Raw genomic sequence first — 22997 nt, forward strand, 5'->3', positions numbered from 1 at the left:
TAACAAAAAGGGGAGAAGAAGATGAAGAAGACCTACGGTTGGCTATCGGCATTTGTATTAGTCTTGTTGCTTGTGTTAGTGGGATGCAGCGACTCCGGATCTAAAGAAGGGGCTACAGAAAAAGAAGGCGATGGAAAAAAAGCAACTAAAGAAGGCAAGGACCTAGTAATCGCGGTTGCGGATAACTTTACAACACTTGATCCACATGACACGAATGATACGCTTTCAAACTCTGCTGAAAAAACAATGATGGAAGGTCTTCTTGGGTTTGATGAGAAAATGACAGTTGTTCCACTACTTGCTGAAGAATATAAGGCGAATGATGAAGCAACAGAGTTCACGTTTAAGCTTCGTGAAAATGTGAAATTCCATGATGGTACTCCGTTCAATGCAGAGGCAGTTAAAGTGAATTTTGACCGACTGGCTGATCCGAATAGTGGCTTAAAGCGTCACAGCCTTTTTGCTTTGATCAAATCGACAGAAGTTCTGAGTGACTATGAAGTGAAATTCACTTTGTCTGAACCATTCGGTGCAATGATCAATACGTTCGCGCACCCAGCAGCTCTAATCCACAGTCCGAAAGCACTTGAAGAGTTTGGAGATGAGGTCGGTAAAAATCCTGTCGGCACAGGGCCATTCAAATTTGTTGAGTGGAAGCCGAGTGAAGGATTGAAAATCGTGAAGAATGATGATTATTGGAATGAAGAGTTCCCGAAAGTCGATTCCATTACATTTAAACCGGTTTCAGAAAACGGATCACGTATCGCGATGCTTCAAACAGGTGAAGCGGACTTCATCTACCCAGTGCCGACCGAACAAGTGGAAGGAGTAAATGGCAAGAACGGTATTGAAGTCGATAGTAAACCATCCATTGTTGTCCGTTATATGGCAATGAATACAATGAAAAAGCCTTACGACGATGTGAAAGTGCGCCAAGCTTTGAATTACGCAATTAACAAAGATGCATTCATCAAAGTTGTCATGAACGGTCAAGGAGAAAAACTAGACTCCGTTATCGCACCGGACGTACAGTTCTATTCACAGCAAGAGCTTTATGAGTTCAACCTTGAAAAAGCAAAAGAACTTTTGAAGGAAGCAGGTGTTAAAGAAGGACTGAAAGCGAAACTATGGGGTGGTAATAGCTCTAGCACAGTGAAAGCAATGGAATTCCTGCAACAGCAACTCGCAGCGGTAGGTATTGAAGTTGAAGTGGTACCAATGGAATCAGGTACATTGTCGGACAAAATCTGGTCTGTTCAAAACGCAGATGACGCTGAACTTGAGTTGTACTATGGCGGTTGGTCGCCATCCACGGGAGATGCAGACTGGGGGATTCGCCCATTGTTAGGCGGAGCAGATGCATTCCCACCAAAATCTTATAACGTATCTTATTATGACAATGAAGAAGCTAACAAATTGATCAGCGCAGGATTACAGACTGCGGACGAAAACAAGCGTGCAGAAGCGTATGCGGACGTCCAAAAGCTACTTTGGGAAGATGCACCGTGGGTATTCTTATCAGCTGATAACACGTTGGCTGGAAAGAAAAACTATCTAAAGGGTGTTTATCTGTTGCCTGATGGCTCGTTAAGTGTTTCTGAAGCTGAAATTGAGTAAGAGATGGATACAGGAGCGCTAGATTTTTAAGCGCTCCTTCTTTATCTAAAGGGGGCTTACGAATGTTACGATTTCTCGGAAAACGATTGCTGCAGATCATACCCATTCTCATATTGGTGTCCATCTTTATCTTCCTTTTTGTACATATGATTCCTGGAGATCCTGCCAGGCTTGTGGCCGGAGAGGATGCTACCATTGAAGATGTAGAACTCGTCCGTAAAGAATTAGGTCTCGATAAACCGATAACGGAACAATACATCACGTACATGAAAAACTTGTTTCAAGGAGATTTCGGTAAATCGTTGAAGACCAATCGTGATGTCAGCTACGAAATAGGAGAACGCTTCATGCCAACGTTCTGGCTGACAGTATGGAGTATGTCATGGGCGGTAGTTGCAGGACTAATCATCGGGGTGATATCTGCAACAAAGCGAAATAAGTGGCAAGATTATTTAGGGATGTTTGGAGCGGTATCAGGATTGTCTTTACCATCCTTCTGGCTAGGACTCATGCTCATCCAATTGTTTGCGGTTACATTGGGCTGGTTGCCGAGCGGTGGTATGGACTCATGGAAAAGCTATATTTTGCCTGCGTTCACACTAGGGACAGGAGTAGCGGCAGTTGTTGCACGTTTCACAAGATCCTCTCTAATGGACGTATTGAAAGAGGATTATATTCGAACAGGTCGTTCTAAGGGATTGAATGAACGAAGAATTACATGGGGACATGGATTACGGAATGCAATGATTCCGGTCGTCACAATGACGGGTCTACAGTTTGGATTCCTACTTGGTGGATCAGTTGTTATTGAATCTGTTTTTAGTTGGCCGGGACTAGGCAAGCTATTAATCGATTCAGTCGCGTATCGGGATTATCCGGTTATTCAAGCTGAAATGCTGATTTTTGCGCTGGAATTCATCCTCATTAACTTAGTTGTTGACTTGCTCTATGGAATTTTGAATCCGCAAATTCGTTATGAATAGGAGGGGATTTTGTGGTAGAACTCAAGTTATCGAATAAAGAAGCCTACTATCAACAGACCTTAGAAAATATTCCATCTAAAACACCATTTTCTGAGTTCTGGAGAAAGTTCAAGAAGCAAAAACTAGCGTTTGTTGCATTTTTCTTTGTTATCGCACTCATTTTGCTCGCATTTATAGGGCCATTCATAACTCCATATGACATTACGGAACCGGATTATGAAAATGTGTTATCTGGCCCTTCTGCCGAGCATTGGGCAGGAACAGATGCGTATGGTAGAGATATTTTTAGCCGGGTGCTCGCTGGCACTCAGATTTCCCTCTATGTTGGACTGACATCGGTATTGCTCGGTGCAATCGGCGGAACTTTTCTCGGGATTGTTGCCGGATATTATGGCAAACGAATTGACTCGATTATCATGCGGATTTGCGATGTTCTGCTAGCGTTTCCTGGAATTTTGCTGGCGATTGGTATTATCGCCATTCTCGGTCCGGGTCTTGGCAATGTCATTATTGCCGTTGCGATTTTCAGTGTACCGATGTTTGCACGCATTGTACGAAGTTCTACGCTCGCTGTGAAATCCACGCTGTATATTGAAGCTACGAAATCCATCGGTACAAGACCAAAACGAATTATTTGGAAACACATTTTCCCAGGAACCGTTTCAAGTATCATTGTCTACTTCACAATGCGGATCGGTTCAGCAATTTTGACTGCTGCAAGTTTAAGCTTCCTCGGACTTGGCGCACAGCCACCTTCACCAGAGTGGGGGGCGATGTTAAGTGGTGGTCGTGATTATCTGAACATGGCACCTCACGTAACAATATTTCCAGGACTTGCAATTTTCGTAACTGTCCTTGCATTCAACTTGCTAGGTGATGGCCTTAGAGACGCACTTGATCCAAAGATTAAAGAGTAATAATAGTATGGAAGGAGGAGCATAGAATGGAAAAGAAGGTTCTCCAGGTGAGAAATCTGCAGACACACTTCACAAGCGATGCTGGGGTTGTTAAAGCTGTCGATGGTGTATCGTTTGAAGTGGGCAAAGGTGAGACGTTAGGGATTGTAGGAGAATCAGGAAGCGGAAAGAGCGTCACATCACTTTCTATCATGAGACTGTTGAAAGACACCCCGGGGAAAATTGCAGGCGGTGAAATTCTTTATGAAGGTCGGGATTTGACTAAAATCAGCGAACGTGAAATGAGGAGAATCCGAGGCAATGAAATCGCAATGATCTTTCAAGAGCCGATGACTTCATTGAACCCTGTTTATAAAATCGGGCGTCAATTAGAAGAATCGATTATTCTGCATATGAAACTATCGAAAAAAGCGGCACGAGAGCGTTCCATTCAAATGTTGAAAGCAGTAGGAATTTCAAGGCCAGAAAAGATCGTATTTGAATTTCCACACCAGCTTTCAGGCGGGATGAGGCAGCGCGTGATGATCGCCATGGCGATGGCGTGCAATCCAAAAGTACTCATTGCGGATGAACCAACGACTGCTTTGGATGTAACCATTCAAGCGCAAATACTGGAGTTGATGAAGAGTTTGACAACAACGACGGATACAGCAATATTACTCATTACCCATGACTTGGGTGTGGTTGCTGAAATGTGTGATCGTGTCGTAGTCATGTATGGTGGCAGAGCGGTCGAAGAAAGCGATGTCGTATCTATTTTCACCAATCCGAAACATCCTTACACACAAGGGCTGCTGGAATCCATCCCTAAAATCGGGGACCGTGTCGAACGCCTTTCTTCCATTCCAGGAAATGTTCCAATTCCTGCACATATGCCAATGGGATGTAAATTTGCTCCGCGATGTCCACATGCAATGGACGTCTGTTGGGACAAAGAACCGTCATTTGATAAGTTGACGGATAACCATTCTGTACGCTGCTGGTTACACAAGGAGGTGCCGACAGATGAACCAAACCTTGTTGGAAGTTCAGAACGTTAAAAAATATTTTCCAATACCTTCAAAACTATTCAGTCGAAAGAAAGAATTCGTCAAAGCGGTAGACGGTGTTTCATTTACCGTGAATAAAGGTGAGACACTGAGTATCGTCGGTGAGAGCGGATGTGGGAAGTCTACGACGGGTCGAATGATTATGAAATTACTTGATATCACGGAGGGGAAAGTGATATTCGAAGGGCAAGATATCACTGATATGACTGATGACCAGATTCGTCCCTTACGTAAAGAATTCCAAATGGTCTTTCAAGACCCATACGCATCCTTGAATCCTAGACTAACGATCAAAGAAATTCTTGAAGAACCCCTCATTGTGCACAATTTTAACAAGGGAAACCGTAATCAGCGTGTTACGGAGTTACTAGAAGTGGTTGGGCTTAACAAATACCATGCAGATCGATATCCTCATGAATTCAGTGGAGGACAGCGTCAACGCATTGGGATTGCACGAGCCTTAGCAGTGAATCCGAAACTCATTATTGCTGACGAGCCTGTTTCTGCGTTAGATGTGTCGATTCAATCTCAAGTACTGAATCTGATGAAAGACCTTCAAGAGGAATTCGGTTTGACATATGTCTTCATCGCCCACGATTTAAGTGTCGTTGAGCACATTTCCGATCGGGTTGGTGTGATGTATTTAGGCCGACTAGTTGAACTGGCTACGCGTGATGAACTTTTTGGTAAACCATTACATCCCTATACGAAAGCCTTATTGAGTGCGGTTCCGATACCCGACCCTACGGTCAAGCGAGAACGAATCATTTTAAAAGGAGATATTCCAAGTCCTGCGAACCCGCCATCCGGCTGCACATTCCACACGCGCTGTCCATTTGCGCAAGAAACGTGTAAAATTCAAGTGCCGGAATTCCGGGAATTGGAATCCGGACATTATGTGGCATGCCACTATGCTGAGGAGCTTGAGATTAATTAACATGAAAAAACTTCATATCATCTCGATTCAAAAAGAATATTTAACCATCGTCGCCTATCAACTATTTGATATTTTTGGTGATCAAGTGGAGTTATACCCTATTACACTACAGCAATTGACAATGGAGACGGTAGCTGAGGGCGATTTGGTGCTGTTATCGAAGGAAATCCTGAGGGGAATAACAGCTTCATTCATCCCTGCTTCATGTCCCGTCATTGTAGCAAATCGGGAAGTGAACATTGCTGCAACAGAAAAACTATCAGAGCTACCATTGGGTCAGCGTATCCTGATTATCAATGATACGGTAGAACATGCAGTTGAAACGGCTACTTCTTTAAAAAAGATTTATTATGAGCACCACTATAAAACCTATGATCCGATGAATGCAGTTCCTTCGGATATCGACTGGATTGTTACACCTGGAGAGATGGAATTGGTCCCAGCGGCGTTTAAAAATGTAATAGACATCGGTCCACGAACTCTGGACTTTTTAACAATCGTACAGGTTGAGGCAGAACTTAAAACAACTATATCTGAAATCGTCCTGATGAACCGCTTTTTCAAATCACAAGTTTCGGTTGAGTTGAAACGAAAATTGACTACTATGGAGAACGAAACAGGAACTACACAAGTAGATATAGTAGCAGTTGAAAATCGGAAAGAAAGTCACTTCACACTTAGCTTGAGTGAGATTGACGGGATTAAGGATAAAATAGAAACTCATGGATTCCTAGATGAAAGTCTTGTTATTTTGTCTATATATAAGGAAGGAAAAGAATCGTATGAGCTATTAGGTAGAACAAAAGTGAAGGAGCGATTGGTTCAGAGAGGAATAAAATTATCTGACCAACAATTGCGGTTACGACTTGAAATTATGCAGGATGAACAACTAATTCATGCTCGAATTGGGCGGGGAGGAACACGGATTTCTGAAAAAGGGGAAGCGTTTCTTGAGTATTTCATGGGCATGAAAGAATAAGAGGTGGATCATGAGGATCTATATTTCCGCAGATATTGAAGGCGTGTCCGGTGTCGTTCATGGTGAGCATACGTTGCGCGACGGGAAAGAGCACGATTATGCACGTAAGCTCATGACCGAAGAAGTAAATGCGTGTATCGAAGGGGCGCTGGAAGCAGGTGCAGATGAAATTGTAGTCAATGATTCACACGGAACGATGCGCAACATTTTACCAGATCAGTTACATAGTAGAGCAAGGTTGTTAATGGGATCTCCTAAAAAGCTTGCTATGGTGGAGGGACTCACATCTGAATATGATGCGGTTCTATTCGTTGGCTATCATACCAGGGCGGGATCTAATGGCATTCTCAATCATACGTTTAGTGGCAGAGTTATTAAAACGATTAGAGTCAATTCCATCGATATGGGTGAATTTGGACTAAATGCATTAGTCGCAGGATATTATAAAGTTCCCACTGTATTTGTTTCTGGCTGTAATTTACTGGCGGATGAAGCCCGAGCAGTCATTCCGGAAATTGAGTCGGCAATCGTAAAAGAATCGATTTCCCGAACGGCAGCTTTAAATCTAAGCCCAGCGGAATCTCGGTTGCTGATACGGCAAGGTACAAAGCGGTCATTGAAGGATGTCCGCAGTAAAACACCATTTAGGATGGAAGGACCTTTTACGGTGGAAATCGAATTTTTGAATACAGGATATGCCGATGCGGCTGAAATCGTGCCAATCTATGAACGCAGCAATCCGTTGACGGTTCGTTTTACGAATCAGGATTGGTTGCATTGCTATCGTCTCATTCGTGGTGCAATAATGATCGCTAATTCAGTTCAATGACAAAGCCCAAGGTGAAGGAGAGGTTGTAAATGAACCCTTTGATTGGAATTACATGTCATCATGATTTGGAGTATCAATACATGCTCAATCATTCTTATGTTCAATCCATTACTGAAGCGGGAGGTATTCCGCTGTTGCTTGCAACGGGGATGAAGAATAATGTGGGGAAGTTGGTAGAGCGCTTAGATGGTCTTTTACTGTCAGGTGGATTCGACATTAATCCATTATTCTATGGCGAGGAACCAATCAAAGACCTTGGAGAAATCTCACCGGGGCGGGATGACAACGAAATGGAATTAGTTCGTGCCTTTCTTCAAGCTGATAAACCCGTCTTAGGGATATGCCGTGGTCATCAAGTTTTGAATGTCGCTCAAGGAGGCACCTTGTATCAAGATATTCACGCACAAATCGAGGGGGATGTCCTTCAACATGTGCAGAAGGCGAGAAGGGAACACTTGTCCCATCGTGTTAAATTAGTGGATGATACCAAGCTTTCAAATATCTTCGAAACATCTAGTATTCTTGTGAATTCCTTTCATCACCAAGCAGTTAAAGAAGTCGGTGATTCCTTTATAGTATGCGGTACGTCAAGCGACGGTGTTATTGAAGCAATCATGAGTGAGAGGCACAAGTTTGTTATAGGCGTTCAATGGCATCCTGAAAACACAGCATGTGCAGGAGACGGTCCGTCGAAGAAGCTGTTTGAGGCGTTTGTAAAAGCGTGCAATTAGGTTAGAAAGTCAATACGCAAAAAGAGGAAGCCGACTCCAAGTGAAGAGGCTTCCTCTTTTTAATTTAAATTCTAATGTGATCAGTTCATGTTGTAAGGATCTTTCTTATGATTGACCAAGTACAAGACCCCTTCAATTGCCAGTACAACTATCAACGAAATTCCAAATAGAGGCATGATGATTCCTAAAATTACCATTAACACAATAAACCCGATGGAAATGCCGCTCGTTGTTTTAGGAGGAGACGAAAGATTCCCTTTTCTCTTCCTCGACAGCCACATTTTAAAACCATAGAAAATCAAGAACAAGAATGCAATACAGACAACTAAGTTAATGATTTTATTGGGCCATCCGAACAAATGGCCTTCATGTAATGGAATTCCCCATGTAAACCATTTTGCCAAAATCCCATAATCGTCATAACCGACTTTGGAAATTAAATCTCCACTGTATTGGTCAAAATAAGAAGTCATTTCCTCTGCAGGGCTGACGTCTAATCCAGTGACGCCGGTATTACTTCCTTTAGACACAGTGAATACTCCATCTTCAGAAAAAGGATAAACAATTGAATACGGTTTCGAGATTCCAGCGTCTCTTGCTTTCCACAAGAGTTTTTCAACTAGAATGCCATCATTCCCCATATCCATTCCAGGCATCTTACCGTGACCTCCATGATTTGCGTGTGGATCAGGCTTTTCTGATTCAGGCGCTTCCTCTTTCCGAGTTGCCCATGGAATTTCGCTCATATCGGAAGTCGGTGGTTGCTGCTGAAGCAACGGCGTTCCGATGGAAGGGTGTTCCTGTGATGCTGTGTAGATGAAGTTCCCCATAAACGCAGACCAAGGAAGACCTGTAAAAATGAGGAAGATCATTGGAATCGTAATGATTGTCCCGATGAGTGCATGGATCCTTTTAAGTCTTAAGCGGGGTGTCGATTTCTTAGGTTTTTTTAGCGCACGACTTTTAAATGTCATATAAAGTCCGGAAAATAATAAAAAGATTGCCCAGCATGCAGCCAATTCAACTAAGTAATTCAAGACGGTTCCACCAACAAAGAGTGAACTATGGATGTTTCTCATAATGTTAGCGTACGTATACTTTGGATTTTGTGATCCCACGATTTCATTATGTTCATCTAAAAATACATACTTCTCTTCGCCAGATTCAGATGACAACGTTATCCTCGTATTATAAGGTTCATCCATGATCATAATCTTGGCTACTTCAAATCCTTCATTCTCATGCTTTACAAGAGAAATTCCTTCGTCGATTGTTAGTTGATACGTTTCTTCGCTGTTGCCAAAAAAGAGATCTTTATATGCGACGTTTTCTACATTGTTATAAAACAAGTATCCGATACCGCTCAGCGTCAGCGTAATCAGTAGTGGAGCCATGAACAACGCACCAAAAAAATGCCATCGCCAAAATCGATTATACATCCCCTTTTTCATCTCGTTCCCTCCTTGTTCAGTTAGTTATTATTTAGAAGCTAACGTATTCATTCACAATTTGGATCACTATTTTCAGCATAATAATAGGTTGTCCAAAAAAGAGCGAGAGAAAACGTGTGATTGCTTCTACGATAGACACCTAGACGTTTATAACATTCAATTGTGAACTAAAAAAGAATAGATGCAAAACTTTAGCTAATTTTTTCTCTTCACAAAATCTTTAGCAATAGTCCGATTTTTGTGTGGACTTTATTTTTTAAAGCATTATGATTGAATTAATGGAAAAATATCACAATAACTAGAGTCGTGAACAAAATCGTTTAGGCAATAGAAAGAGGGGCTTATTATGTCTGGGTTTTTTGAAGGAATTTTAACTGGTGTATGGATGTATACCAAGTCACCGCTATTTTATGTGTTAATTGGTCTTCTGCTTTTGCGTGGAGTGTATCGGATCAAACGTCCTGCTATCCGAGGGGCGATAGGTGAGTGGATGGTGAATCGAAAACTTACGAAGCTTGGTGCTGAATATCATATTTTTGCAGACGTATATGTACCGAATGGGGAGGGCGGATACACACAAGTCGATCATATCGTGCTATCGCCTTACGGAGTGTTTGTCATTGAGACGAAGCATTACAGCGGTTGGATATACGGAAGTGAACGACAGAAAAATTGGACGCAAGTGATTTACAAGCGCAAGGAACGTTTGTACAATCCGATTTGGCAAAACTACGGACATATCCAGTCACTCAAAGGTTATTTACATAAGGAAGAATTGGACGTGCATTCGATAATTTCGTTTTCAAGTGATGCAACTTTCAAGTTTAAGGAGCCATTTGAAACTGCATATGTTATTCATGTCAATGAGCTGAATCGTGTCATTAAAAACTATCACGAAACCGTGTTTACGGAAATAGAACTCAGTCACATGAACCAGTCGCTTGAAAAGTTGTTGATTACAGAGAAACAAGAAAAACGGAAAGTGAAGAAGGAACATCTCCATTCTGTAAAAAGCAAACAGAAGGAACAGAAGCCAAGACAATCGGTAAATACAAAGTCAAAACAGCAGAAGAACGCTAGCAAAGAACTAAATCAGGTAGAGTTAAAAAAACGAGTGGATGTGACGAAACCAATAGAATCGGTTGGCAACTGTCCTCGTTGTGCGAGTGAACTCGTTCAGCGCAAGGGGAAGTTTGGAGAATTCACGGGCTGTAGTGCTTATCCTAAGTGTCGTTATACGTTGAAAACTAAAGCATGATCGAGGAGAGTTCTTCTGCTTTAGATTTTCAATCATAGTATCTGTAACATTTATTGTTTATCCGAGTCTACTTACACAAAGGGAGAGATGACGATGAGACTTCTTGTAGTTGGAATCGTACTTAGTGTGCTAGTTTTGACGAGCTGTACCTCGCGATCAGGTACGATCACTGAATCCTCTAGCAAACCTCCAGACGCAGACGAGGTGTTAAGACAAGAACCGGACGCAGACATCTTTCAATGGGACGGTTCTGTCTACCAGGCAGACGTGGAGTGGGTCCAAGAGTTGGAGCTCACTAAGAATGAACTACTTGGTGAAATCGTTAATAATGCCCAAAACCCGAAAGACTTTCAAAATGGAACGGCTACAAAGTTGCCTATTGGTTCTATGATTTATTCAACGAATGAAGGTGGATTGTATATACTCGTCGAAGTGGATGGTGAATTGCGGAAGTATTTGCTGCTAGCAGAGGGCTAGGTTTACGTTTTAAAGCGTCATTATATAGGAAAGAAGGAACGTGATGAAAACACATTCAATTGAGCTTCGCAAATTAATAGAAGAAGACAAATATAGACTATTGAAATGGCTGACGGATCCACAAGTTCTTCAATTTTATGAAGGGCGTGATAACCCATTTACTCTGTTCAAAGTGGAGGCGTCCTTCTTTGATGGAAATCTGGAGGAAACGAGATATATTGTCATTCGCGAGGATACCCCGATTGGTTACATTCAGTATTACCCGATTGGGGAGGACGAAAGGAAAATCTATGAGTATAGTGATTCGCAGGATGTCATTTTTGGTATGGATCAGTTTATTGGCGAGCCTGAGTACTGGGACAAAGGAATCGGAACTGATCTTGTTAACTTAACGATTGAGAGGATAATTATAGAAAAACAAGCAAGTCGTATTGTGTTGGATCCTCAAACGTGGAATGAACGGGCGATTCGTTGCTATGAAAAGTGTGGTTTTCAAAAAGTGAAATTGCTTCCTGAACACGAGTGGCACGAAGGGGAATATAGGGATTGCTGGCTGATGGAGTATGTTGTAGACATTCAATGATGTCGTCAGCAAGATTATCAAGAAGTCATAGCAGTCTTCTAAGGAGGAGTATCATTGAATTACATACAAAATATGCGCAAGTTGATTGGTCATGAAACACTCTTTACTGTCGGATGCGGAGTGATGATTGTTCAGAATGACCAGCTCTTATTGCAGCATCGAACTGATGAAGACAGCTGGTGTATTCCAGGGGGAGTTATGGAGCTGGGAGAAACGTTTGAAGAAACTGCGAAACGTGAAGCGCTTGAAGAAACTGGATTATCTGTCGAACGGCTGGAGTTGTTTGGTATATATTCGGGTGAAGATTGCTATGTCGAATACAGTAATGGAGATCATGTCTATAGTGTCCAGGTGATTTTCACTGCACATTCAATTTCCGGGGAATTGCTTCAAAAAGGAGAGGAAAGCAGGGAGCATCGTTTCTTTGCTTCAAGTAACTTACCTGATAATCTAAACTTGAGACAGCAATCTTTTATCTTAGACTGGGCTAATGGGGCACAGTTACCAGTTATACGCTGACTATATGTTGTTGAATGAAACTTCCTTTAACTTTGTAATTCAAGGCAATTTAATAAAATGGGAGTAGTATGTTCCTCGTGAACTGATGAAGTGAACAGATGTGGATTATTGAGGATGGTGGAACCATCAAGTATCCGAAAATCGTTTCATAACTCATTCCAAACAGTCTCTTACTACGAGACTGTTTTTTTGTGACTGAATACCCATTTTAAATAATCAGAAATATAGAGCGTATGACATACTGGAAAACCATGAATATTCCCATAAAGACGCATAGTCGCTATTCCATGGGAGTGGTACTCTTGAATTGAAACTAGGATTCTTACAATAGATAGTTTATCTATTGAACGAATTCATTCCAACGAGGAGTGTGAGGCAATGCACGGTCGAACGGGGAAGAAATGGTTGAACTCATTGATGGCAACAACGCTTGTGGCGGGATTGGTCGCACCAGCTGTTCCAGTGTATGCAGTAGAATCACCGGCTGTAAAAGCATCCGATTTACTGATTTCTGAGTATGTGGAAGGGTCTGGGTTCAATAAGGCGATTGAACTGTTCAACGGGACAGGTGCTGCACTTGACTTGAGCGGCTATTCTATTGAGCTCTATGCAAATGGAGCGGTTACACCGACGAACAAACTAGAACTGACGGGTACACTTGAAGATGGAAAAACGTATGTCATTGTGCATAACCAAGCTTCAGCCGATCTCAAGGCCAAGGCCGATATGGAAATCGGCAGTGTGACAAATTTCAATGGCGATGATGCCATCGTGTTGAAAAAAGGGAACACTGCGATCGACTCATTTGGACAAGTCGGTGCTCGAGATAATTGGGGTACGGATGTAACACTCGTTCTAAATGCGGACGTTACAAAAGGTGATGGTGTCATTGACGATACGTTTGATCGGACAAAAGAGTGGACGGTTTATCCGAAAGATACGTTTTCAAATTTAGGTTCCCATGAATTGGATGGATCAGGTTCAACGGATCCCGAAGAGCCTGAAGTACCTGGAGATGTTGTGTCCATTAAAGACGCACGTGCATTGCCGGCTGGAGAAAAAGCGACAGTGAAAGGGATTGTCGCTGCAAAACTAAAAAATACAATTTCGATTCAAGATGAAACTGGTGGCATCGCTGTTCGTCCAACGAGTTTAGCCGTAAATGTTGGGGATGAAGTGACTGTGACTGGGAAGATTGTTGACTATCGAGGATTATTACAATTGGACGAAGCTGCAGTTCTTGAAAAAGTTGAGGGAACAGAGCCGACTGCAAAAACAGTAACAGGGGCAGCAATCGGTGAAGACGTTGAATCACAACTTGTCACAGTGAATAATGTGACGCTTTCCGGAAAAGAATCAGGTCCAGGATGGGCAAACTTCATTGCCACAGATGGTACTGAATTTACGGTTAGAGATGAAAAAGACAGCCTTGGATTGCAAGCAGGTATGACGTATGACTCGATTACAGGGATTGTTCAGCAATTTGACGATGTCTATCAGGTGATTCCACGTGGTCCTACAGATGTTATTGCAGACTCCACAGTGGTCCAGCCAGTTGTTGCTAATCCAGGAAGCGGAACATTTGTTGAAAGTGTGGACGTGACGTTGACATCTGGAACCGTCGATGCAGAAATTTTATACACACTAGATGGCACAGATCCGATTGAGAACGGCTCAACGTATGCAACCCCGTTGAAGATCACCGATGACGTTCAGTTGAAAGCAGTTGCAAAAACAGACGATGGACGTGTGAGTGCTGTTCAAACTTTTGACTATACAATTACAGATGCGCTGCAAATCCATGACATTCAAGGGGCAGGTCATGAGTCACCATTTGCAGGACAAGTCGTTGATGGTGTGCAAGGGATTGTCACGTATAAATACGAACTGCAAGGATCAACGTATTATCACATTCAAACACCAGATAATAAACGTGATGGCAATTTGAACACTTCAGAAGCGGTTGTCTTGTACAGTGGACGTGATGCATGGAACTTGAAGAAAGGTGATCTAGTTTCTGTCAGCGGACAAGTGAGTGAGTATGCGATTGACGGTTACTCCGATCGTCAGCAAACGGACTTGAAAACGACGCAAATCAATGTTCGTGAAGATCGTGGTGGTGTTGTAACGGTTGTGGACAGTAATGTTGAACTTCCTACACCATTTGTTATCGATGAATCGAATTTACCAAAAGAACAAATTCTTAGCGCAGGTTTAAAAGAATTTGATCCGGCTAAATATGCAGGCGATTTCTGGGAGAGTCGTGAAGCGATGCTCGTTGAAGTAGGCAACGTGAAAGCAGTTGGTCCCCAACAGCATGGTGATTTGGCAACAGTTTTAGAATCTCGTAAAACAGAGACGAAAAACGGAGGCGTGCTATTGAAGAAAGACGCTCCGAATGCAGATTTGGTCCAATTTCGATTGGAGCCGAATGGCGCTGCACGTGATTTTGAAGTAGCAACAGGTGACCAGTTTAAAGGTCCAATCGTCGGAGTGGTCGGATACTCATTCCAAAACTATAAGATTTATGTGGGATTGGAAGACATGCAGGCGAAGTTTGTGAAGGGCAAAGCGGTTCCTGAAACGACAACGATTGTGAAAGACAAAGAGAAATTAACAATAGCATCGTACAACTTAGAGAACTTCTCAAACAATATGAAAACGACTTCTGCCGATAAAGCGAAGAAGCTAGCGCGTGCTTTCGCTGTGGACATGCAAAGTCCAGATATTGTTGGCGTTACTGAAGTTCAAGACAATAATGGTCCTGATGCGGGCGGATCCGAAGCCAATCAAAGTTACGAACGTCTGATTCAAGCAATTGTAGATGCAGGCGGAGTGAAGTATGAGTATGTCAACATCGATCCGGTGAATAACCAAGATGGCGGGCAGCCGAATGCCAATATCCGTGTAGGATTCTTGTATAATCCTGAGCGAGTTTCAATGAAAACAGGGGCACCTCACGGGGATGCAGTGACGGCAGTTGGATATGAGAATGGTGGTTTGACGGTGAATCCAGGAAGGATTGATCCGACAAATGCAGCGTTCAATAGTAGTCGAAAGCCTCTTGCAGCAGAGTTTACCTTCCAAGGTGAAGATGTCATCGTCATTGCAAACCACTGGAATTCCAAAGGTGGAGACACGCCATTGTTTGGCGCAGTCCAGCCACCTGTGTATAAGAGTGAAATTCAGCGTAAACAGATTGCGCAAATCGTGTATAACTTCATTGATGATGTGAAGACGAAAAATCCTGATGCGAATGTTGTATCTCTTGGCGACTTTAACGACTTCCAATTTACAGATGCGCTCAAGATCCACGAAGGTGAACTAATGACGAATCTTGTGAATAAAGTCGAAGAAATGGATCGCTATTCGTACGTTTATCAAGGGAATTCTCAAGTGCTTGACCATGTACTCGTATCGAACAATCTAGCAGATGCTTCTGAAATCGATATGTTGCATATCAATGCAGATTATACCGACATGGCGGGACGCGCAAGTGACCATGATCCGGTCCTAGTGCAGCTTGCTCTGAAAACAAAGAGCGATCAAGATCCATTTGAGTGGGAGAAGGTTCCAGTTACAAAGTATTACTTCTTATTGAACTATAAAAAGCCAAGTTTAGCGGTCGATGCGAAAGGATCTTCCATTACAATGGATTATCGCTCGCGCGTAACGAATGGGATTACGCTGACTGGCCAGTATGCGATTTTAAGCGGGCTGGGCTTCGCGAATAACAAAATCATTTTGAAACCGACTGAAAAAGGCTTAACTGTCGATACGAAGTGGACAGTTCAAGGAAATGTCGTTGTGGATGGGACGAATCCACTTCGAATCTTTGGAGCTGAGAATGTTTTGAAGATTAGCTATGTGAATGGGGCAAGTGCTGAAAATGTTGAGTTTTTTGACCGCTTTGGTCGCAAACTTACAAAGCCTGGCATTCAATGGCCATGGCAAGATGTGGCTAGCTGAGTAGATTTTGAGGAGAGGACGATGCCTACGGGTGTCGTCCTTTTGTGTTGTCGGACAGTTGAGAGTGTTTGTTGATCATACGGGCTAGATTCTCAATCACATTATGGAATTTGTCCGACACTTAGAACGATTTCTTCGACACTTGGCGAAAATTCTCGATAACGAGACACAATTCAAGTGCGAAAAGGGTTTAATTAGTAGCGCTTCGCTTGTTCAGAGAGGGGACCATCCATAATTAGACTGGTGATTCTGTTGTCCGACAGAACTGGTTGAATGTCGGACACTGGGTCTGGATTGTCGATCAAATCACGGAGCTTGTCCGTCACTTAGAACGATTTCTCCGACACTTAGCGGAGTTTCTCGATAAGGGGACACAATTCAACGCACAAAAAAGCAGCCTTTCGACAAAAGAAAGACTGCTTGTAAAATCACCTAAGAACGATTCAAAAATCCGTGTTGCCCTGCGGTCCACAAATCACGAAACGCCCGATTTACAGGAGAATTTTCCAATACAGCCTGCATACCCAATCGACGGAATAACTTGACCGCGCAATCAGTTGCGATATTTGAACTCTCCATGCATACAGCGGAAAGTTGATCAAGTTCATGGTCGTCAAGGGAACCATTCAGATGCTTTTCCCAGCTTCGTTCCACTGTACTATGGAAGAGTTGCTCGACAAGGTTAAAACGCTCCTGTTGTTCCTCCAGCAAACGCATTGTTCCAGCAATCTTTTCTGCAGCCCAGCGTGACTTGGCTTGTTCTGCAAGCTGTTGTGCTTCTTCCAAAAAACGGGCACCCAGTCCAAGACAAACAGCCGCAAATGAGACTTGTGAAAATTGGACGAATGGGAACGAATGAACAGGTAAACCAAGTGTGTTCTGAGTTTCAACTACTGAAAAGGTTCGATCGTGTGGTATAAATGCATCCTTTACACGGATTGTGTGGCTTCCTGTTCCTTTCAGTCCTATCGCATACCAGTCTTCCACGATTTCGACTTGGTCTGGCATGAAAATACAAGCGCGCATTTCGTCTGTTTCCTCACCGTCACGCCAAATGATCGTATTCGCTGTAAACATGGAAGCGTACGGTGAGCCGCTACAATAACGCCACTTACCGGAAACGCGATAGCCGTTTTTTACAGCATGTGCTTCGCCAGTTGCATATCCACTACCTGCAATCACAGCGTTTGGTGGTAAATACAGTTCTTTCGCTTGTGCTTCTGTCATATTTTCAAGAAATAAATTACCTCCAGATCCGATTGTCGTCAGCCATCCAAACGATCCATCTTCAATTGAGGCGTCTTTAAATACATGGGCAGCATCAGGTAATGATAGCGCCCGACCACCTAATTCTTTCGGCAAAAACAGCTTAAATAACTGTTCTTCATAAGCAACTTGCAATAAGTCGTCTGGCAAGGTACCAGTCTGCTCGATTTCTGTCGAAGCACTGCGAATAATTTTTGAGAGTTCATTAGATAACATAGCTATCATCCTTTCTAATCAGTAAAAGTGAAACGTGAGATGAATTATCAATACGTGAGTCGTGCTCCCTAATCTACTCCCTCTATGACAAGAAAGTAAAGGTTTGCAAAGTTTTAACTTTAACATCAGAAGACATTGGAACTACGAGAAATATATGGTATGTTTGACTAGTACGAAAACTATTTGGTGAGAGGGAGATGTTAATGTCTTTGCTTAAAAGAATCGGCTTCAGTTTTCTTGTCGTTTTGCTGACTCTAGGTAGTTTGATTATACCCCAAGGAGCAAGCGCTGCTAAGTCAAATGAGGCAACTAGAGGAGAATTTGTCCAAAAAGTTGTACAAGCACTTGATTTACCGACGGGCGACGGTTCCACACTTAAATTTACAGATGTGGACAAACAGTTAGCTCCTTATGTTGAAGCTGCAGTGAAAGCAGGTCTGGTTCACGGTCGTTCAGCTACAAAGTTCGACACAAATGGTTCACTAACTCGTGAACAGGCGTTTGTTATTTCAGCACGTGCCGCAAAAACAGATAAAACTTATCCGATGAGCCTCCTTGACCGTTTTAAGGACAAGCGTGACTTCGGTGCTTCGTTGCGTCCAGAAATGGCGAAAAGCATCGGTTTAGGTCTTATGAAAGGCTATTCAGACCACACAGCAAAACCGAAACAGGCAGTGATGAAAAATGAGATGCGTGCAATCGTTAATCGTTTAGTAAAAATAAGTCAGGAGTACCCTGGTACTGATGAAGCAACTGTATCCCTACGTGTAATGGGGACGACTGATCTTCACATGAACCTCGTAAACTATGACTATTATCAGGATACTAAGGTAGAAGACTATGGACTTACAAAAGTAGGTGTATTGGTGGATGAAGCACGCGCTGAATCCGAAAACACGCTTATGTTCGACAATGGAGATTTAATCCAAGGGAATCCGCTCGGTACATATAAAGTGAGTGTAGATCCGTTGGAGAAGGGTGAAGTACACCCCGCATTTGCAGCGATGCAAGCACTTGACTATGATGTTATGTCTCTAGGAAACCACGAGTTTAACTACGGACTGGAATATCTGGACCAAGTGATCGATGAGTCTGGTTTCCCTGTCATTAACGCAAACGTTTACGATGCGAAAACAGGTAAAAACCGCTACAACCCTTACATTGTAATGGATAAAGAAGTAACAGACTCTAAAGGTGAGAAACATACATTGAAAGTCGGCGTTATTGGAGTCGTTGCACCAGGTATCCTTCGCTGGGATGGCGCAGTACTTGAAGGTAAAGTAACTGTGGAAGATGGTGTGGATACTGTAGAAAAGTTCTTGCCAGAAGTACAAAAAGCAGGAGCGGATCTTGTATTCGTCATCGCGCACTCTGGTATTGGTGATGAAGTACACGAAAAAGGCGAAGATGACATTACATGGCAGGTTTCAAACATTGACGGCGTTGACGGAGTTCTAACAGGCCACAACCACGCGTTGTTCCCTGGAGACTTTAAAGACGTAAAAAATGCAGACGAAAAACAGGGGACATTGAATGAAACTCCTGTTGTGATGCCAGGTAAGTTCGGTAGCCACCTTGGATTGCTCGATTATGAATTGAAAATAGAAGATGGCAAGTGGGAAGTTCTTTCCGGAAAAGGTTCACTCCGCTCAGTTCACAAAGATTCAGAAGAAATTAACCAAGGTGTCATGGATGCAGTCAAGGAAGCTCACGAAGGAACACTTGAGTATATCCGCACACCGGTTTCTAAAACAACGGCACCAATTACAAGCTATTTCGCGCTTGTAAAAGATGATCCATCGATTCAAATTGTTACAGAAGCACAAAAACGTTATGTAGCAACGCAGATTCCGGGTACAGAGTATGCAGACTTACCAATTCTGTCAGTAGGTGCACCGTTCAAAGCTGGCGGTAGATATGGGTCTGATTACTACACAGATATCCCTTCTGGTGACATTGCCATTAAAAACATGGCAGATCTATATGTATTCGATAACACAATTACAGGACTAGTTATGACAGGAGCCGATGTTAAAGAATGGCTTGAAATGTCAGGTGGTCAGTTCAACCAGATCGATCCAAAAAAATCTGGAGAGCAAAACGTGTTAAATGAAAATTACCGTTCCTACCTGTTTGATGTTATTGATGGTGTCACATATGAGTATGACGTGACACAACCAAACAAGTATGACGGTGCAGGTAAAGTCGTCAACGAAGGTGCAAACCGAGTGAAAAATCTTATGTTTGACGGAAAGCCGATTGATCCGAAACAGAAGTTTATCGTAGTAACTAACAACTATCGTGCGAGCGGGGAATTCCCGGGAGTTCGTAACGCAACAGATACGATTTCTTACCAATACGAAAACCGTGAAGCGGTTGTCGACTACATGAAAGCAGTAGATCCAATCGACCCTTCTGCAGACGGCAACTGGTCCATTCAATCAGTGGATGGAGCAAACATGATCTTCGAAACGTCTGAAAAGGGTAAACAACATCTTGGTAACGATACCCGTATCAAGTACGTTGGACCAACAAAAGATGGATATGCGAAGTATGAATTGAAGTAAGAACTAGAAAAGAGACGTGCTCGTTGCGTCTCTTTTTTCTAGTCATGTTCTGATAAAGAGAAACAGTTTCTTTATATCTTAATCTATGTAATTTAGCAGGGAGTACTAGAGAAATACGTTATATTTAGATTGGATAAAATTGCACATTGAAAAGGAGATGGAAATTTGCTTAAAAAAGTCGGGGTTAGTTTTCTTATCGTATTGTTAACTGTTGGAAGCTTAGTGATCCCACAGAAAGCAAGTGCTGCAAAGTCAAACGAAGCCACAAGAGGAGAATTCATTCAACAAGTTGTGAAAGCGCTTAATCTTTCGCTAAGTGACGGTTCAACGCTCAAATTTAAAGACGTGGATAAACAACTCGCACCTTACGTTGAAGCTGCCGTGAAAGCAGGTCTTGTTCATGGGCGGACTACTACGGTGTTCGACACAAATGGAACATTGACACGTGAGCAGGCATTTGTAATTTCAGCACGTGCAGCGAATACAGACAAAACGTATCCGATGAGTTTGCTTAATCGTTTTAAGGATAAACGAGACTTCGGTGCTTCATTGCGTCCAGAAATGGCGAAAAGCATAGGACTTGGTCTTATGAAGGGCTATTCAGATGGAACAGCAAAACCGAAACAGGCAGTCATGAAAAATGAGATGCGAGCAATAGTGAATCGACTGGTACAAGTTAGTCAGCCACATCCTGAAGAAGCGACTGTAGCACTTCGTGTTATGGGTACGACGGATATTCATACGAATCTCATGAACTATGATTATTATCAAGACAAAGTGATTCAAGACTACGGACTTGCGAAAACAGGAGTTCTTATCGACGAAGCACGGGCAGAAGTTGAAAATACGTTGCTGTTCGATAACGGAGATTTAATACAAGGGACGCCACTAGGTAGTTATAAAGTGAAGGAAAAGCCGCTCCCAAAAGGGGAAGTACATCCTTCTGTTGCGGGATTAAATGCTCTAGATTATGACGTGATGTCATTAGGAAATCATGAGTTTAACTTTGGTTTGGATTACTTGGACAATGTTATTGATGGCGCAGAATTCCCAGTTCTGAATGCCAACATTTATGATGAAACGACAGGTAAAAACCGCTTTACACCTTACGTCATTCTGGACAAGGAAGTGACGGATTCTAAAGGGGGCAAGCATACTTTGAAAGTGGGCGTAATTGGAGTAGTTGCTCCTGGAATCTTGCGTTGGGATGGTTCGAATTTAAAAGGGAAAGTCACAGTCGAAGATGGGGCTGATACCGTAGAAAAGTTCTTGCCACAAGTACAAAAGGCAGGTGCTGACGTCGTATTCGTTATTGCCCATTCTGGAATAGGTGATGAAGTTCACGACAAAGGAGAAGATGATGTCACGTGGCAGATTTCTGCACTTGAAGGTGTGGATGGTGTATTGACAGGTCATAACCACGCACTCTTCCCAGGCGATTTCACAGATGTAAAAAATGTGAACTCAGAAGAAGGTACACTGAATGGTACTCCAGTTGTCATGCCAAACCGTTTTGGTAGTCACCTTGGATTATTGGACTATCAATTGAAAATGGACAATGGCGAGTGGATAATTGTTTCCGGTAAAGGATCAGTACGTGAAGTTCATAAAGACTCTGACAAGGTGAATCAAAAAGTGGTAGATGCAGTGAAAGAAGTCCATAAAGAAACATTAGATTACATTCGTACTCCTGTTTCTAAAACAACTGCTCCACTTACAAGTTATTTTGGGCTGATTAGAGACGATTCATCAATCCAAATCTTAACGGAAGCACAGAAACACTATGTTGAGGAGAAGATCAAAGGAACTGAGTATGAGAAACTTCCGATTTTATCTGCAGGATCTCCATTAAAGTTCGGGGGACGTTACGGCCCGGATTATTATACGGATATCCCAGCTGGGGATGTGTCTATTAAAAACTTAGCGGACTTGTATGTCTATGATAATACGGTCGCGGCTGTTGTTCTTACAGGTAAGGACATAAAAGAATGGCTTGAGATGGCTTCAGGTGCACTCAACCAAGTAGATCCGACAAAGACGGAAGAGCAAAATATTGTGAATGAAAACCACCGTTCTTACAACTTTGACGTAATTGATGGACTGACATATGAGATAGATATTACACAGCCTGCGAAGTATGATAGCAAAGAAGGGAAGCTTGTAAATGAAAACGCGACCCGCATTCGGAACTTGCAGTATAAGAATCAACCGATTAATCCCAATCAAGAGTTCGTGGTCGTAACAAATAACTACCGCGGTAGCGGAAACTTCCCTGGTGTACGGGATGCAAAAGAGATCATCTTCTATCAAGATGAGAACCGGGAAGCCGTTATTGAGTATTTCGAAACAATCGATCAAATTGAGCCCTTTGTCGATAACAACTGGTCAATTCAACCTGTTGACGGAGCCAAGATGATCTTTGAAACATCTGTAAAAGGAAAAGAACACATCGGTGATGATACGCGCATTAAGTACATCACGCCAACTAAAGAAGGCTATGCGAAGTATGAACTTAAATAAATTTCAAAACAAAAAGACGCCATTCAAGCGTCTTTTTTCAGACTGTAGACAAACTACAGAAATCATGGGGCTTGCCTACAGTCTTTTTCTTTTACAATAGAATTAACTATGAAAAGTTGATTTTCGCTG

At 42.6% G+C, this 22997-nt stretch carries 18 protein-coding genes; 15 read left to right on the forward strand and 3 right to left on the reverse strand.

All coding sequences use genetic code 11. The annotated features are described in order from the left end of the window. The first annotated feature begins 21 nt into the window (after positions 1–21). From N693_RS0116490 to N693_RS0116525, 8 genes are all read left to right on the forward strand, one after another. On the forward strand, positions 22–1617 hold the full coding sequence (locus N693_RS0116490; RefSeq protein ID WP_025785933.1) for a glutathione ABC transporter substrate-binding protein: 1596 nt from the start codon (positions 22–24) through the stop codon (positions 1615–1617). A 62-nt stretch (positions 1618–1679) separates the two neighbouring features. Beyond that, a complete protein-coding gene (gene gsiC / locus N693_RS0116495) occupies positions 1680–2600 on the forward strand; it encodes a glutathione ABC transporter permease GsiC (protein ID WP_025785934.1) in 921 nt (306 codons plus the stop codon). Positions 2601–2668: 68 nt separating this feature from the next. Beyond that, positions 2669–3517: an ABC transporter permease subunit gene (locus N693_RS0116500; protein ID WP_051508770.1), complete on the forward strand. Its 849-nt coding sequence runs from the start codon at positions 2669–2671 to the stop codon at positions 3515–3517. A gap of 26 nt (positions 3518–3543) precedes the next feature. Further along, the gene (locus N693_RS0116505) at positions 3544–4557 is read left to right on the forward strand and encodes an ABC transporter ATP-binding protein (RefSeq protein WP_025785936.1); all 1014 of its coding nucleotides are present in this window, start codon (positions 3544–3546) and stop codon (positions 4555–4557) included. Continuing rightward, positions 4523–5503 carry an ABC transporter ATP-binding protein gene (locus N693_RS0116510; protein WP_025785937.1) on the forward strand — a complete coding sequence of 327 codons (981 nt, stop codon included), beginning with the start codon at positions 4523–4525 and terminating at the stop codon, positions 5501–5503. The genes N693_RS0116505 and N693_RS0116510 overlap by 35 nt, the downstream gene beginning before the upstream one ends. Before the next feature lies 1 nt (position 5504). Continuing rightward, complete coding sequence (locus N693_RS0116515) at positions 5505–6482, forward strand: winged-helix domain-containing protein (protein WP_025785938.1); 978 nt, start codon at positions 5505–5507, stop codon at positions 6480–6482. A gap of 10 nt (positions 6483–6492) precedes the next feature. Beyond that, positions 6493–7311, forward strand: coding sequence for a M55 family metallopeptidase (locus tag N693_RS0116520; RefSeq protein WP_025785939.1), 819 nt, complete (start codon positions 6493–6495; stop codon positions 7309–7311). 29 nt (positions 7312–7340) lie between these two features. Next, positions 7341–8042, forward strand: coding sequence for a gamma-glutamyl-gamma-aminobutyrate hydrolase family protein (locus N693_RS0116525; protein WP_025785940.1), 702 nt, complete (start codon positions 7341–7343; stop codon positions 8040–8042). 80 nt (positions 8043–8122) lie between these two features. On the opposite strand, the gene N693_RS0116530 is transcribed toward N693_RS0116525, so the two are convergent. Then, positions 8123–9493 carry a PepSY domain-containing protein gene (locus N693_RS0116530; RefSeq protein WP_025785941.1) on the reverse strand — a complete coding sequence of 457 codons (1371 nt, stop codon included), beginning with the start codon at positions 9491–9493 and terminating at the stop codon, positions 8123–8125. Between the two features lie 346 nt (positions 9494–9839). Here N693_RS0116530 and N693_RS0116535 point away from each other — a divergent pair, with 346 nt between their 5' ends. The 5 genes from N693_RS0116535 (at position 9840) to N693_RS0116555 (ending at position 16299) form a co-directional block, all read left to right on the forward strand. Then, positions 9840–10751, forward strand: a complete 912-nt coding sequence (locus N693_RS0116535) for an NERD domain-containing protein (protein ID WP_025785942.1) — start codon at positions 9840–9842, stop codon at positions 10749–10751. Between the two features lie 93 nt (positions 10752–10844). After that, complete coding sequence (locus N693_RS0116540) at positions 10845–11228, forward strand: hypothetical protein (RefSeq protein WP_051508765.1); 384 nt, start codon at positions 10845–10847, stop codon at positions 11226–11228. Positions 11229–11271: 43 nt separating this feature from the next. Next, positions 11272–11811: a GNAT family N-acetyltransferase gene (locus tag N693_RS0116545; protein WP_025785944.1), complete on the forward strand. Its 540-nt coding sequence runs from the start codon at positions 11272–11274 to the stop codon at positions 11809–11811. 54 nt (positions 11812–11865) lie between these two features. After that, a complete protein-coding gene (locus tag N693_RS0116550) occupies positions 11866–12330 on the forward strand; it encodes an NUDIX hydrolase (RefSeq protein ID WP_025785945.1) in 465 nt (154 codons plus the stop codon). A 378-nt stretch (positions 12331–12708) separates the two neighbouring features. Then, the gene (locus tag N693_RS0116555; protein WP_025785946.1) at positions 12709–16299 is read left to right on the forward strand and encodes a lamin tail domain-containing protein; all 3591 of its coding nucleotides are present in this window, start codon (positions 12709–12711) and stop codon (positions 16297–16299) included. Positions 16300–16493: 194 nt separating this feature from the next. On the opposite strand, the gene N693_RS20725 is transcribed toward N693_RS0116555, so the two are convergent. Both N693_RS20725 and N693_RS0116560 read right to left on the reverse strand, forming a co-directional pair. Then, positions 16494–16625 carry a hypothetical protein gene (locus N693_RS20725; RefSeq protein ID WP_256378145.1) on the reverse strand — a complete coding sequence of 44 codons (132 nt, stop codon included), beginning with the start codon at positions 16623–16625 and terminating at the stop codon, positions 16494–16496. A 106-nt stretch (positions 16626–16731) separates the two neighbouring features. Beyond that, positions 16732–17781 (reverse strand): acyl-CoA dehydrogenase family protein, encoded by a 1050-nt coding sequence (locus N693_RS0116560; protein ID WP_025785947.1) that lies wholly within the window; start codon positions 17779–17781, stop codon positions 16732–16734. 203 nt (positions 17782–17984) lie between these two features. On the opposite strand from N693_RS0116560, the gene N693_RS0116565 reads away from it, so the two are divergent. Both N693_RS0116565 and N693_RS0116570 read left to right on the forward strand, forming a co-directional pair. After that, entirely contained in the window at positions 17985–20348 is a 2364-nt protein-coding gene (locus N693_RS0116565) for a bifunctional 2',3'-cyclic-nucleotide 2'-phosphodiesterase/3'-nucleotidase (protein WP_156028954.1), read from the forward strand. Between the two features lie 165 nt (positions 20349–20513). Continuing rightward, positions 20514–22868, forward strand: coding sequence for a bifunctional 2',3'-cyclic-nucleotide 2'-phosphodiesterase/3'-nucleotidase (locus tag N693_RS0116570; protein ID WP_025785949.1), 2355 nt, complete (start codon positions 20514–20516; stop codon positions 22866–22868). The last annotated feature ends 129 nt before the right edge of the window (positions 22869–22997 follow it).

It is taken from the genome of Sporosarcina sp. D27 (genome assembly GCF_000586555.1).
GTDB lineage: Bacteria > Bacillota > Bacilli > Bacillales_A > Planococcaceae > Sporosarcina.

Excerpts from the sequence above, each read along its gene's own strand:
- N693_RS0116490 (WP_025785933.1), top strand. The coding sequence starts at position 22 with ATGAAGAAGACCTACGGTTGGCTATCGGCATTTGTATTAGTCTTGTTG.
- gsiC (WP_025785934.1), top strand. The coding sequence starts at position 1,680 with ATGTTACGATTTCTCGGAAAACGATTGCTGCAGATCATACCCATTCTC.
- N693_RS0116505 (WP_025785936.1), top strand. The coding sequence starts at position 3,544 with ATGGAAAAGAAGGTTCTCCAGGTGAGAAATCTGCAGACACACTTCACA.
- N693_RS0116510 (WP_025785937.1), top strand. The coding sequence starts at position 4,523 with ATGAACCAAACCTTGTTGGAAGTTCAGAACGTTAAAAAATATTTTCCA.
- N693_RS0116515 (WP_025785938.1), top strand. The coding sequence starts at position 5,505 with ATGAAAAAACTTCATATCATCTCGATTCAAAAAGAATATTTAACCATC.
- N693_RS0116520 (WP_025785939.1), top strand. The coding sequence starts at position 6,493 with ATGAGGATCTATATTTCCGCAGATATTGAAGGCGTGTCCGGTGTCGTT.
- N693_RS0116525 (WP_025785940.1), top strand. The coding sequence starts at position 7,341 with ATGAACCCTTTGATTGGAATTACATGTCATCATGATTTGGAGTATCAA.
- N693_RS0116530 (WP_025785941.1), bottom strand. The coding sequence starts at position 9,493 with ATGAAAAAGGGGATGTATAATCGATTTTGGCGATGGCATTTTTTTGGT.
- N693_RS0116535 (WP_025785942.1), top strand. The coding sequence starts at position 9,840 with ATGTCTGGGTTTTTTGAAGGAATTTTAACTGGTGTATGGATGTATACC.
- N693_RS0116540 (WP_051508765.1), top strand. The coding sequence starts at position 10,845 with ATGAGACTTCTTGTAGTTGGAATCGTACTTAGTGTGCTAGTTTTGACG.
- N693_RS0116545 (WP_025785944.1), top strand. The coding sequence starts at position 11,272 with ATGAAAACACATTCAATTGAGCTTCGCAAATTAATAGAAGAAGACAAA.
- N693_RS0116555 (WP_025785946.1), top strand. The coding sequence starts at position 12,709 with ATGCACGGTCGAACGGGGAAGAAATGGTTGAACTCATTGATGGCAACA.
- N693_RS0116560 (WP_025785947.1), bottom strand. The coding sequence starts at position 17,781 with ATGTTATCTAATGAACTCTCAAAAATTATTCGCAGTGCTTCGACAGAA.
- N693_RS0116565 (WP_156028954.1), top strand. The coding sequence starts at position 17,985 with ATGTCTTTGCTTAAAAGAATCGGCTTCAGTTTTCTTGTCGTTTTGCTG.